Genomic DNA, 12489 nt, shown 5'->3' on the forward strand with positions numbered 1-12489 from the left:
TCCCGAAAATCATTTAAGCATCCGGTCGAATCTCGACGATACGGCAGGATGCGATCGGGATTTGTCGTGGACCGCGGTTTGGCGGGACGGACAGGCAACAGGACGTAAGTAGAACCATGACAAAGCTCAAGGTTGACGGTAAAGAGATCGAGGTTCCGGATCATTTCACGCTGCTTCAGGCGTGTGAGGAGGCTGGCGCCGAAGTTCCGCGCTTTTGTTTTCATGAGCGTTTGTCGGTAGCCGGTAACTGCCGCATGTGTCTGATCGAGGTGAAGGGCGGACCGCCGAAGCCCGCAGCCTCCTGCGCCATGGGTGTGCGCGATATTCGCGGCGGCCCGAATGGCGAACTGCCGGAAGTGTTCACCAATACGCCGATGGTCAAGAAGGCCCGCGAAGGCGTGATGGAGTTTCTCCTCATCAACCACCCGCTGGATTGCCCGATCTGCGACCAGGGCGGCGAATGCGATCTGCAGGACCAGGCGATGGCCTTCGGTATCGCCGGTTCGCGCTACTCCGAAAACAAGCGTGCGGTTGAAGACAAATATATCGGCCCGCTCGTCAAGACGGTGATGAACCGCTGCATTCACTGCACGCGCTGCGTTCGTTTCACCACTGAAGTTGCCGGCATTTCCGAACTCGGCCTGATCGGCCGCGGCGAGGATGCCGAGATCACCACCTATCTCGAGCAGGCTATGACCTCCGAGCTGCAGGGCAACGTCGTTGATCTCTGCCCGGTTGGTGCCCTCACGTCCAAGCCCTTCGCCTTCACCGCCCGTCCGTGGGAACTCGGCAAGACCGAAACCATCGACGTGATGGATGCTCTGGGTTCGGCGATCCGTGTGGACACGCGTGGCCGCGAGGTCATGCGCATCATGCCACGCGTCAACGAAGCCATCAACGAAGAGTGGATTTCCGACAAGAGCCGCTTCATCTGGGACGGCTTGAAGACACAGCGTCTCGATCGTCCTTATGTCCGCAAGGATGGACGTTTGCAGCCTGCCACCTGGGGCGAAGCCTTCGGTGCGATCAAGGCTGCCGTTTCGGCGACCTCTGGTGAGAAAATCGGTGCCATTGCCGGTGATCTTGCGTCCGTCGAAGAAATGTTTGCGCTGAAGTCGCTTCTCGCGTCGCTGGGTTCGACCAATGTCGATTGCCGTCAGGATGGCACAGCGCTTCATCCCTCGCATGGACGCGCAAGCTACATCTTCAACACGACGATCCAGGGCATCGAAAAGGCTGATGCGCTACTCATCATCGGCTCCAACCCCCGCTTTGAAGCGGCGGTTCTCAATGCTCGCATCCGCAAGCGCTGGCGCCGTGGCGGCTTCCCGATCGGCGTGATCGGCGAAGCAGGCGAAATGCGTTACGAATACGAATATCTCGGTGCTGGCACCGATACGCTGACCGATCTGGTCAACGGCTCGGGAAGCTTCATCGAGAAGCTGAAATTGGCCAAGAACCCGATGATCATCGTCGGCCAAGGCGCTCTGACGCGCGAAGACGGCGCGGCAATTCTGGCCGATGCGGCAAAGCTTGCCGGAAACATCGGTGCGGTCTCCGAAGCCTGGAACGGCTTCTCTGTTCTGCACACGGCAGCATCGCGCGTCGGTGGTCTCGATCTTGGCTTCGTTCCGGCGGACAAGTCCGCAAACGCCGCTTCGATCGTTGCCTCTTCCGACGTGCTGTTCCTGCTCGGCGCGGATGAGATCGACCTTTCGGCCAAGGCGGCAAAGCTCACCGTCTATATCGGTTCGCATGGCGACAATGGCGCGATGAACGCTGACGTTATCCTGCCGGGTGCTGCCTATACCGAAAAGTCCGGTATCTGGGTCAACACCGAGGGACGCGTTCAGCTCGGTAACCGCGCGGGCTTCGCTCCTGGCGAGGCGCGTGAAGACTGGGCGATCCTGCGCGCGCTGTCCGATGTTCTCGGCAAGAAGCTGCCATTCGACAGTCTGTCTGGTTTGCGCGCACAGCTCTACATCGCACATCCGCATTTTGCCGATACCGATGAGATTGCTGCGGGCAACGTCCACGACCTGACTGCATTGTCCGGCAAGACCGGCACTCTTAACAAGGCGGCTTTCGCGACGCCGGTTAAGGATTTCTATTTGACGAACCCGATTGCGAGAGCGTCCGCCGTGATGGCCGAATGCTCCGCATTGGCCCGCAACAACTTCAAGGCTGCGGCAGAGTAAGGGTAGGGGATTATGGACTCGTTTTTCTGGAGCTATGTCTGGCCAGCGCTGATTATTGTCGGCCAGTCTCTGCTGCTTCTCGTTATACTTCTGGTCGCGATCGCGTTCCTGCTTCTGGCTGACCGCAAGATCTGGGCTGCCGTGCAGCTGCGCCGTGGCCCGAACGTCGTCGGTCCTTTCGGTCTTTTCCAGTCCTTTGCCGATCTTTTGAAGTTCATCCTGAAGGAGCCGGTCATTCCGTCCGGCGCCAACAAGGGTGTCTTCCTGCTTGCGCCGCTCGTGGCGGTGACGCTCGCTCTTGCCACCTATGCGGTCATCCCGTTCAATCAGGGCTGGGTGGTTGCCAATATCAATGTCGGCATTCTCTACATCTTCGCGATTTCCTCGCTTGAAGTGTATGGCATCATCATGGGTGGCTGGGCGTCCAACTCGAAGTATCCGTTCCTCGGTGCGCTTCGTTCCGCCGCGCAGATGGTCTCCTACGAAGTCTCGATCGGTCTCGTCATCGTCACCGTTCTGCTTTGCGTCGGCTCTCTGAACTTGACGGATATCGTCAATGCCCAGCATTCCGGTATCGGTACTTCGCTTGGTCTGCCGGCATCGTTCCTGGACTGGCACTGGTTGCCGCTCTTCCCGATGTTCATCGTCTTCTTCATTTCGTCGCTGGCGGAAACAAACCGTCCACCCTTCGATCTGCCGGAAGCGGAATCGGAACTTGTGGCCGGTCACATGGTGGAGTATGGCTCCACTCCGTACATGATGTTCATGCTGGGCGAATATGCCGCCATCGTTCTGATGTGCTGCCTGACGACCATTCTCTTCCTTGGTGGCTGGCTGCCGATCGTCGATGTGTGGTTCCTGAACTGGGTGCCGGGCATTGTCTGGTTCGCACTGAAGGGCGTCATGGTGTTCTTCATGTTCGGTCTGGTGAAGGCATTCGTCCCGCGTTACCGCTATGACCAGCTGATGCGTCTTGGCTGGAAGGTCTTCCTTCCGCTGTCGCTTGCCATGGTCGTGATTGTTGCATTCGTACTCAAGCTGACGGCAGGGGCATGATGATGTCCGAACTCCTCGCTTGCAGATTTGGAGGTTGAGATGGCCAGTCTTTCCCAAGCCGTCAATTCGCTGTTCCTCAAGGAATTCGTTGGCGCGATCTTTTTGACGATGCGCCACTTCTTCAAACAGAAGGCAACGGTCAATTATCCGTTTGAAAAGGGTCCGGTCAGCCCACGCTTCCGTGGCGAGCACGCTCTGCGTCGCTATCCGAATGGTGAAGAACGCTGCATCGCCTGCAAGCTGTGCGAAGCGATCTGTCCCGCTCAGGCGATCACCATTGAAGCCGGCCCGCGCCGCAACGATGGCACACGCCGGACGGTTCGTTACGACATCGATATGGTGAAGTGCATCTATTGCGGCTTCTGCCAGGAAGCCTGCCCGGTGGATGCGATTGTCGAAGGCCCGAATTTCGAGTTTGCGACGGAAACCCGTGAAGAGCTCTATTTCGACAAGCAGAAGCTTCTCGACAATGGCGATCGCTGGGAGCGTGAAATCGCGCGGAACCTCGCTCTGGATGCGCCTTATCGTTAAGGCTCACTCCATGTCTTCGGAGCTACTCTCCGGGGATGGCAAAAGATGAAATGCTCGTCGGCGATCGCTGACGGGAATGAAACGGGCAGGGCGGTCTAAAGGCCGCTTTTGTCCGGTGAGGACAAAAAGGCACCAACATGGGTCTGCACGCTGTATTCTTCTACATATTCGCTTTCGTCGCCGTGGCGTCTGCGTTTCTGGTCATTGCATCCAAGAACCCCGTTCACTCGGTCTTGTTCCTAATCCTGACTTTCTTCAACGCGGCGGCGCTCTTCCTGCTGACGGGCGCTGAGTTCCTCGGCATGATCTTGCTGGTCGTTTATGTCGGCGCTGTGGCGGTGTTGTTCCTCTTCGTCGTCATGATGCTGGACGTCGATTTTGCTGAGCTGCGTTCCGGCGTGCTGCAATATGCGCCGATCGGTGCCTTGATCGGTGTGATCCTGGCGGCAGAGCTGATCATCGTTGTTGGCGGCAGCGTGCTGAACCCACAGGCGGCAAAGTCGATCACCATGCCGATCCCCAATCCGCTTGAGCGCACCAACACCGCAGCTTTGGGTGACGTGCTTTATACGAACTACGTCTACTTCTTCCAGCTGGCAGGTCTCGTGCTGCTGGTGGCCATGATTGGCGCTATCGTGCTGACGCTGCGTCACCGCACGGATATCAAGCGTCAGGACATTTCAACCCAGGTCGCCCGCGATCCGAAGACCGCCGTTACGACGGTCAAGGTCAAGCCGGGTCAGGGCCTCTGAGGCGCGAACGGATCCAAGGAACATAGAATATGGAAATCGGTCTTTCCCATTACCTGACGGTCAGCGCGATCCTCTTCACGATCGGCATCTTCGGTATCTTCCTCAACCGCAAGAACGTCATCGTCATCCTCATGTCGATCGAACTTATCCTTCTGGCGGTAAATCTCAACCTCGTGGCCTTCTCCTGGGTGCTGAACGACATGGTTGGTCAGGTCTTCGCCCTGTTCATTCTGACTGTTGCTGCTGCTGAAGCGGCCATCGGTCTTGCAATACTCGTAGTCTTCTACCGCAACCGCGGATCGATCGCCGTGGAAGACGTCAATATGATGAAGGGCTGATAAGGCTATGATCTATAAGGCTATCGTCTTTCTTCCGCTGATCGGCTTCCTGATCGCTGGTCTCTTTGGCCGATCTATCGGTGCCAAGGCCTCGGAATTTGTCACCACCGGCCTGATGGCCGTCGTGGCGATCCTTTCCTGGATCGTGTTCTTCGATGTCGCGCTCCTGACCCATGAGGCCGGTGAGGTCATCAAGGTGCCGGTGCTGCGCTGGATCCAGTCCGGCGGCATCGACGTCGAATGGGCGTTCCGCATTGATACGCTGACGGCCGTCATGTTCGTCGTGGTCAATACGGTGTCCTGTCTCGTGCATATGTACTCCATCGGGTACATGCATCACGATCCGCATCGTCCGCGCTTCTTCGCCTATCTCTCGCTCTTCACCTTTGCGATGCTAATGCTGGTGACCTCCGACAACCTGCTGCAGATGTTCTTCGGCTGGGAAGGGGTTGGTCTGGCATCCTACCTGCTGATCGGCTTCTGGTTCAAGAAGCCCTCCGCATCGGCGGCCGCCATGAAGGCCTTTATTGTCAACCGCGTCGGCGACTTCGGCTTCATCCTTGGCATCGCCGGTCTGTTCGTGCTGTTCGGCTCGATCAATTTCGAAACGATCTTCGCAGCCGCTGGTTCCTACCTGCCTGCAGATGGCGCTGCTTCTACCGAGACGGTCATCAACCTCTTCGGCATGCAGCTTGATAAGGCCCATGCGGTGACGGCGGTCTGCCTGCTGCTGTTCATGGGTTCGATGGGTAAGTCTGCTCAGTTCCTGTTGCACACCTGGCTGCCGGACGCCATGGAAGGTCCAACGCCCGTTTCGGCGCTGATCCATGCCGCGACCATGGTGACGGCTGGCGTGTTCCTGGTCGCGCGCATGTCGCCGATCTTCGAACTGTCGCCGAACGCTTTGATGTTCGTGACGCTGATCGGCTCCATCACCGCCTTCTTTGCGGCGACCGTCGGTCTGGTCCAGAACGACATCAAGCGCGTTATCGCCTATTCGACCTGCTCGCAGCTCGGATACATGTTCGCAGCGCTCGGCGTCGGTGCTTATGGCGCGGCTGTATTCCACCTCTTCACGCACGCCTTCTTCAAGGCCCTGCTGTTCCTTGCCGCAGGCTCCGTTATCCACGCCGTGGATGGTGAGCAGGACATGCGTCACATGGGTGGTCTTCGCAAGCACATCCCGATCACCTTCTGGACGATGACGATCGGCAATCTGGCGCTGACGGGTGTGGGTATTCCAGGCACCATGTTTGGTTTTGCCGGCTTCTTCTCCAAGGATGTGATCATCGAGTCATCCTATGCCTCGCACAGCCCGCTTGCAGGGTTTGCTTTCACCATGCTGGTCGTCGCAGCGCTCTTCACCAGCTTCTATTCATGGCGTCTGGCCTTCATGACCTTCTTCGGCAAGCCGCGCGCTTCCGCCGATGTCATGCACCACGTTCATGAATCGCCGATGGTGATGCTGATCCCGCTCTTCGTTCTGTCGATCGGTGCGATCTTTGCCGGTGTCGTGTTCGAAGGCTACTTCTTCGGCCATGAATATGCGGAATTCTGGAAGGGCGCTCTCTTTACGCTTCCCTCCAACGAAATACTCGAAGAGTTCCACCATGTGCCGCTTTGGGTAAAGTGGAGCCCCTTCATTGCCATGGTTCTCGGTTTTGTCACCGCCTGGTATTTCTACATCAAGTCGCCGGAAACGCCGAAGCGCTTGGCAGCGACCCATCGCGGCCTCTACCAGTTCCTCTTGAACAAGTGGTACTTCGACGAACTCTACGACTTCCTCTTCATTCGTTCCGCGAAGGCGCTCGGTCGCTTCCTGTGGAAGAAGGGCGACGTGGCTGTCATCGACGCCTATGGCCCCAACGGTATTGCAGCGCGCGTGGTTGATGTGACCAACCGTGTCGTCCGTCTGCAGTCCGGTTACCTTTATCACTATGCTTTCGCGATGCTGATCGGCATCGCAGCACTAGTCACCTGGATGATGCTTGGGAGTGCCCTCTGATGACCGATTGGCCCATTCTTTCAACGGTCACCTTCCTGCCGCTCGTCGGCGTGGTGCTCCTGCTTTTGACGAATGAGAACGGCCCCTTCGGGCGCCGCAACATTCTCAATGTCTCTCTTCTGACGACGGTATTCACCTTCATCGTCTCGCTTTTCATCTGGATCGGCTTCGACAATTCGAACCCGGGCTTCCAGATGATCGAGAAGCACAACTGGTTCGGTAACATCGCCGCCTATCATATGGGCGTCGATGGCATCTCGATGCTCTTCGTCATCCTGACGACGTTCCTCATGCCCTTCTGCGTTCTCGCAAGCTGGGATTCCGTCCAGAAGCGTCTGAAGGAATACATGATCGCCTTCCTTCTTCTGGAAGTCGTCATGATCGGCGTGTTCGTCGCGCTCGACACCGTCCTCTTCTACGTCTTCTTCGAAGCGACGCTGATCCCGATGTTCATCATCATCGGCGTCTGGGGCGGCAAGGATCGCGTCTACGCATCCTACAAGTTCTTCCTCTACACGCTTCTCGGCTCGGTTCTGACGATGCTCGCCATCATGGCGATGTACTGGCAGGCTGGCACGACGGATATGACGGAGCTTTTGAAGCACGGCTTCCCGGCTGGCATGCAGACCTGGCTCTGGCTTGCCTGCTTCGCGGCCTTTGCTGTGAAGATGCCGATGTGGCCGGTTCATACCTGGCTTCCGGATGCGCACGTTCAGGCACCGACCGCAGGGTCGGTCATCCTGGCCGGCGTCATGCTGAAGCTCGGTGGATACGGTTTCATCCGCTTCTCGCTGTCGATGTTCCCCCTGGCGTCCGAGCATTTCGCTCCCTTCGTCTTCACGCTCTCCGTGCTTGCCATCATCTACACCTCGCTGGTGGCGATGATGCAGGAAGACATCAAGAAGCTGATTGCTTACTCCTCCGTTGCCCATATGGGTTACGTGACGATGGGTATCTTCGCGGCCAACGTGCAGGGTCTGCAGGGCGCGATCTTCCAGATGTTGTCGCATGGCATCGTGTCCAGCGCGCTCTTCCTTTGCGTTGGCGTCGTTTATGACCGCCTCCACACCCGCGAGATCGCGGCCTATGGTGGTCTGGTCAACAACATGCCGAAATATGCCGTCGCCTTCATGGTCTTCACCATGGCGAATGTCGGCTTGCCGGGCACCTCGGGCTTCGTCGGCGAATTCCTGACCATCATTGGTGTGTTCCGCGCCAACACCTGGGTGGCACTCTTCGCCGCAACGGGCGTCATTCTCTCGGCATCCTACGCGCTGTGGCTTTACCGCCGCGTGATCTTCGGTGCGCTTGAGAAGGAAAGCCTCAAGTCGATGCTCGATCTCAACACCCGTGAAAAGGTTATCCTTTATCCGCTGGTTGTGCTGACGATCTTCTTCGGCGTCTACCCGGCACCGGTCTTCGATGCGACGGCGGCATCGGTGGATCTCGTAATCAATAATTATACAGCCGCATTGCAGGCAGCGCAGAATGTTGCGCTCTCGCTGAACTGACGACAGGACCCGTTGGATATGACCGCTGAACTTCTTTTTGCCAGTCTGCGCATCGCGACGCCCGAGCTGATCCTTGCGGTCGGTGCGCTGGCGCTGCTCATGATCGGCGTCTTCTCCGGCGACAAGTCGACCAACACCGTGACGGGTCTTGCCGTCGCGCTTTTGGTCGTCGTCGGTCTGTGGATCATCTTCGCTCCTGCAAGCGGAGAAGCATTCGGCGGCGTTTATGTCGCCGACGCCTTCGGCAACTTCATGAAGATCCTGGCGCTGATCGGCTCCATCGTCGCCATGATCCTCGCGGTTGGCCACAGCCGCGTCGAACCGATCGGTCGTTTCGAATATCCGGTGCTTCTGGTTCTGGCGACGCTCGGCATTCTGCTGATGATCTCCGCCAACAACCTGATCTCGCTTTACATGGCGCTCGAGCTTCAGTCGCTGGCGCTCTATGTGATCTGCGCGATCGACCGTGAAAGCCTGCGCTCGACCGAAGCCGGTTTGAAGTATTTCGTTCTCGGCGCTCTGTCTTCCGGCATGCTGCTCTACGGCATGTCGCTGGTCTACGGCTTCACCGGCAACACCGGCTTCCAGGAAATCGCGACCGTGCTGTCCGCTGAAACCCGTTCGCTTGGCGTCGTCTTCGGTCTGGTCTTCGTGCTGGCCGGTCTGGCGTTCAAGATTTCCGCCGTTCCGTTCCACATGTGGACGCCGGACGTTTATGAAGGCGCGCCGACCCCAGTCACCGCCTTCCTTGCAGCAGCACCGAAGATTGGTGCCATGGCGATCTTCGTTCGAATCGTCGTCGACGCCTTCCAGCCTGTCTTCACCGACTGGCAGCAGATCGTCGTTTTCATATCGATCGCATCCATGCTGCTCGGCTCCTTTGCCGCAATCGGTCAGAAGAACATCAAGCGCCTGATGGCCTATTCCTCGATCGGTCACATGGGTTATGCCCTTGTCGGTCTCGCCGCCGGAAACGAAGCGGGTGTGGCCGGCGTGCTGATTTACATGGCCGTTTACATGGGCATGACGCTCGGCACCTTTGCCTGCATTCTCGCGATGCGTCGCAAGGAAATCGGAAATGTCGAAAATGTCGACGATCTGGCGGGCCTGTCCTCTACCAATCCCTTCATGGCGCTGGTGCTGACCGCTCTGATGTTCTCGCTGGCAGGCATCCCGCCGCTCGCAGGCTTCTTCGCCAAGTATTATGTCTTCCTGGCAGCCATCGAAGCCAAGCTCTATGCGCTGGCCATTATCGGCGTGATCGCATCGGTTGTTGGTGCCTACTACTACCTGCGCATCGTCAAGGTCATGTGGTTCGATGAGGCCAAGGGTGGCTTTGAAAAGGCCGCTGGCGAGTTGCGGATCGTTTACGCACTCTCCGGTCTCTTCGTCATTGCCTTCATCTTCTTTGGTGGCATGCTCGGCAACGCCGTGACAGCTGCGGCAAAGACGTTCTTTTGAGCGAACACGCCATGAAAAAGCGCCGGATGTCTCTCGATGACTTCCGGCACGAGGCATTGGGGGCGACATCCTCCACCAATGTCGAATGCCTCGCCCGGGCGCGCTCGGGCGATAGCGGCAATCTCTGGGTGACCGCACTCCGCCAGACTGGCGGCAAGGGCCGCCGTGGCAGACCGTGGGTCTCCGAGCCCGGCAATCTCTATGCTTCTCTTTTGCTGATCGATCCTGCTCCAGCGGACCTCATTGGTTCTTTGCCGCTGGCTTTTGCGCTTGCCGTGCACCGTGCGATTCGCGCTGTCCTGCCTTTCGGCGGAGCTCCGCTAGAAATTAAGTGGCCTAATGACATTCTCATCGGCAGAATGAAGACCTGCGGCATTCTGATGGAAGCGGAGCAACTTGCCGATGGGCGCCGCGCGATCGTCATCGGCATTGGCATCAACATCGCCCACAAGCCTGACAATCCGCTCTATCCCGTCACCATGCTGTCAGAGCATGGCGCGTCCTGCGGGCCGGACGAGCTCTTTGCTCATCTTTATCGTGAGACCGCCGAAGTCCTCTCTGTCTGGAACGAAGGCAGGGGCGTGAGCGAGGTCATGAGGGACTGGCGTGCAGCCGCCTGCGGTATCGGTGAGCATATCACCGTCAACTTTCCGGATCGCTCCATCGGCGGACGCTTTGCCGGTATAGACGATCAAGGTTTTCTGTTGCTGGATGAGGATGATGGCCCGAGACGGGCGATTGCCGCCGGTGACGTTTTCTTCGGCTGAAGGTGTTTGCGCGGGTCACCTGCGCGACGTCGGCTTTTGAGTTTGGAGCATCCCTGCTGCTCGTAGAATCAGGGCGTCCATCCGGTCCGCGTCGGCCCGGCATCTCGGCGTTTCATCAAGTCCGGCGCGGTTGAAGGCAACGGTGGAGCGTGGCGCAAGCGCGCGGCCATTGCCTGTTGCGGATTGGATAATGACATGTCTCAACAAGACGAACTGGTCTTCCTGCCGCTTGGCGGCGTCGGCGAAATCGGCATGAATTTGGCGCTTTATGGTTATGGTCCTGCCGCCAAGCGACAATGGATCATGGTGGATTGTGGCGTCACCTTCGCAGGCCTCGATCTTCCTGGTGTCGATCTGGTGCTGCCCGATATCCGCTTCATCGAAGCCCAGCGGCAGAACCTCAAAGGCATCATCATCACCCATGCCCATGAGGACCATTATGGCGCGCTGAACGATCTTTGGCCTGGCCTTAACGTCCCGGTCTATGCTTCCGGTTTCACCGCCGGCATGCTGGAAGCAAAGCGCAATTACGAAGGCACGCGTGCCGAGATCCCGATTTCGCCGTTCAAGGCGGGTGATCGTATCAATCTCGGTCCGTTCGAGATCGAAGCCATCGGCGTCAACCACTCGATCCCCGAGCCCATGTCGCTTGTCATCCGCACCCCACTGGGCAATGTCGTCCACACCGGCGACTGGAAGATTGATGACGCGCCGTCTTTAGGGCCGCTCACAGATGAGGCACGCTTCCGCGCCGTTGGCGAAGAAGGCGTTCTTGCGCTTCTGTGCGACAGCACCAATGCCGTGAGGGACGGTGTTTCTCCGTCGGAGGAACAGGTTTCCGAGGGGCTGCGCCAGATCATCGAAAATGCCGAAGGGCGTGTGGCGATCACCACCTTCTCCTCCAATGTCGGCCGTATCCGCTCCATCGCCCAGGCTGCGGAGCGCGCGGGTCGCGAAGTGCTGCTGCTGGGTTCTTCGCTCAAGCGCGTCGTCAACGTCTCGCAGGATCTCGGCATCATGGAAGGCATCAAACCTTTCCTTGCCGAAGACGAATATGGCTACATTCCCCGTGACAAGGTGGTCGTCATCCTCACCGGTTCTCAGGGTGAGCCGCGTGCGGCACTTGCCAAACTGTCACGCGATGAGATGCGCAATGTGGCGCTCGCCAAGGGCGACACGGTCGTCTTTTCCTCGCGCGCCATTCCAGGAAACGAAAAGGCCATTCTCGATATCAAGAACGGCCTGATCGAGCAGGGTATCCACATCATCACCGATAATGAAGCCCTGGTTCACGTCTCCGGCCACCCGCGCCGCAACGAGCTTCTGCGCATGTATGAATGGACCAAGCCGCAAATTCTCGTGCCGGTGCACGGCGAGGCGGCCCATCTCGTGGCACAGAAGGAACTGGCCGAGCAGGCTGGCATCAAGCAAGTACCCAAGGTTCGCAACGGCAACATCCTGCGTCTGGCACCTGGCCCTGCCGAAGTCATCGACGATGCGCCGCATGGCCGCGTCTTCAAGGATGGACGTCTGGTCGGCGATTTCGAAGAAATGGGCATTGGCGATCGCCGCAAGCTCTCCTTTGCCGGTCACGTGTCCGTCAATGTCGTGCTGGACAGCCGTTACGATTTCCACGGAGATCCGGATGTCGTGCCTTTCGGCCTGCCGGAATTCGACGACGAGGGCGAGGCGATGGAAGACACGCTCTATGATGCTGTTCTCGGTGCCATCGAGAGTATCCCGCGGGCGCGCCGCAAGGATCTGGACTTGCTGCGTGAAGCGGTGCGCCGCGCCGTGCGTGCCGCCGCCAACCAGACCTGGGGCAAAAAGCCGATCGTCACAGTGTTCGTGACGAAGATTTGAGGATAGG

The 12489-nt window shown here is 58.3% G+C and carries 10 protein-coding genes; all 10 read left to right on the forward strand.

Annotated elements, in window-relative coordinates:
* The first annotated feature begins 116 nt into the window (after positions 1-116).
* Complete coding sequence (gene nuoG, locus QE408_RS14350; RefSeq protein WP_306932191.1) at positions 117-2198, forward strand: NADH-quinone oxidoreductase subunit NuoG; 2082 nt, start codon at positions 117-119, stop codon at positions 2196-2198.
* A 12-nt stretch (positions 2199-2210) separates the two neighbouring features.
* Positions 2211-3254, forward strand: coding sequence for an NADH-quinone oxidoreductase subunit NuoH (gene nuoH / locus QE408_RS14355; RefSeq protein ID WP_306932192.1), 1044 nt, complete (start codon positions 2211-2213; stop codon positions 3252-3254).
* Between the two features lie 39 nt (positions 3255-3293).
* A complete protein-coding gene (nuoI, locus tag QE408_RS14360) occupies positions 3294-3785 on the forward strand; it encodes an NADH-quinone oxidoreductase subunit NuoI (RefSeq protein ID WP_003502385.1) in 492 nt (163 codons plus the stop codon).
* Between the two features lie 137 nt (positions 3786-3922).
* On the forward strand, positions 3923-4537 hold the full coding sequence (locus tag QE408_RS14365; protein ID WP_306932212.1) for an NADH-quinone oxidoreductase subunit J: 615 nt from the start codon (positions 3923-3925) through the stop codon (positions 4535-4537).
* A 29-nt stretch (positions 4538-4566) separates the two neighbouring features.
* The gene (nuoK, locus tag QE408_RS14370; protein ID WP_062425532.1) at positions 4567-4875 is read left to right on the forward strand and encodes an NADH-quinone oxidoreductase subunit NuoK; all 309 of its coding nucleotides are present in this window, start codon (positions 4567-4569) and stop codon (positions 4873-4875) included.
* A 7-nt stretch (positions 4876-4882) separates the two neighbouring features.
* Complete coding sequence (nuoL, locus tag QE408_RS14375; RefSeq protein WP_306932215.1) at positions 4883-6880, forward strand: NADH-quinone oxidoreductase subunit L; 1998 nt, start codon at positions 4883-4885, stop codon at positions 6878-6880.
* Positions 6880-8391, forward strand: coding sequence for an NADH-quinone oxidoreductase subunit M (locus QE408_RS14380; RefSeq protein WP_306932217.1), 1512 nt, complete (start codon positions 6880-6882; stop codon positions 8389-8391). The genes nuoL and QE408_RS14380 overlap by 1 nt, the downstream gene beginning before the upstream one ends.
* Positions 8392-8409: 18 nt before the next feature.
* Positions 8410-9852, forward strand: coding sequence for an NADH-quinone oxidoreductase subunit NuoN (nuoN, locus tag QE408_RS14385; protein ID WP_306932219.1), 1443 nt, complete (start codon positions 8410-8412; stop codon positions 9850-9852).
* A gap of 26 nt (positions 9853-9878) precedes the next feature.
* Entirely contained in the window at positions 9879-10619 is a 741-nt protein-coding gene (locus QE408_RS14390; RefSeq protein ID WP_306934808.1) for a biotin--[acetyl-CoA-carboxylase] ligase, read from the forward strand.
* Between the two features lie 195 nt (positions 10620-10814).
* Positions 10815-12482, forward strand: a complete 1668-nt coding sequence (locus QE408_RS14395) for a ribonuclease J (RefSeq protein ID WP_306932221.1) — start codon at positions 10815-10817, stop codon at positions 12480-12482.
* Positions 12483-12489: the final 7 nt, after the last annotated feature.

Source organism: Agrobacterium larrymoorei (genome assembly GCF_030819275.1).
GTDB lineage: Bacteria > Pseudomonadota > Alphaproteobacteria > Rhizobiales > Rhizobiaceae > Agrobacterium > Agrobacterium larrymoorei_B.

What these genes read in the sequence shown, in the direction of transcription:
- nuoG (WP_306932191.1), top strand. Translation starts at nt 117, where the DNA reads ATGACAAAGCTCAAGGTTGACGGTAAAGAGATCGAGGTTCCGGATCAT.
- nuoH (WP_306932192.1), top strand. Translation starts at nt 2,211, where the DNA reads ATGGACTCGTTTTTCTGGAGCTATGTCTGGCCAGCGCTGATTATTGTC.
- nuoI (WP_003502385.1), top strand. Translation starts at nt 3,294, where the DNA reads ATGGCCAGTCTTTCCCAAGCCGTCAATTCGCTGTTCCTCAAGGAATTC.
- QE408_RS14365 (WP_306932212.1), top strand. Translation starts at nt 3,923, where the DNA reads ATGGGTCTGCACGCTGTATTCTTCTACATATTCGCTTTCGTCGCCGTG.
- nuoK (WP_062425532.1), top strand. Translation starts at nt 4,567, where the DNA reads ATGGAAATCGGTCTTTCCCATTACCTGACGGTCAGCGCGATCCTCTTC.
- nuoL (WP_306932215.1), top strand. Translation starts at nt 4,883, where the DNA reads ATGATCTATAAGGCTATCGTCTTTCTTCCGCTGATCGGCTTCCTGATC.
- QE408_RS14380 (WP_306932217.1), top strand. Translation starts at nt 6,880, where the DNA reads ATGACCGATTGGCCCATTCTTTCAACGGTCACCTTCCTGCCGCTCGTC.
- nuoN (WP_306932219.1), top strand. Translation starts at nt 8,410, where the DNA reads ATGACCGCTGAACTTCTTTTTGCCAGTCTGCGCATCGCGACGCCCGAG.
- QE408_RS14390 (WP_306934808.1), top strand. Translation starts at nt 9,879, where the DNA reads ATGTCTCTCGATGACTTCCGGCACGAGGCATTGGGGGCGACATCCTCC.
- QE408_RS14395 (WP_306932221.1), top strand. Translation starts at nt 10,815, where the DNA reads ATGTCTCAACAAGACGAACTGGTCTTCCTGCCGCTTGGCGGCGTCGGC.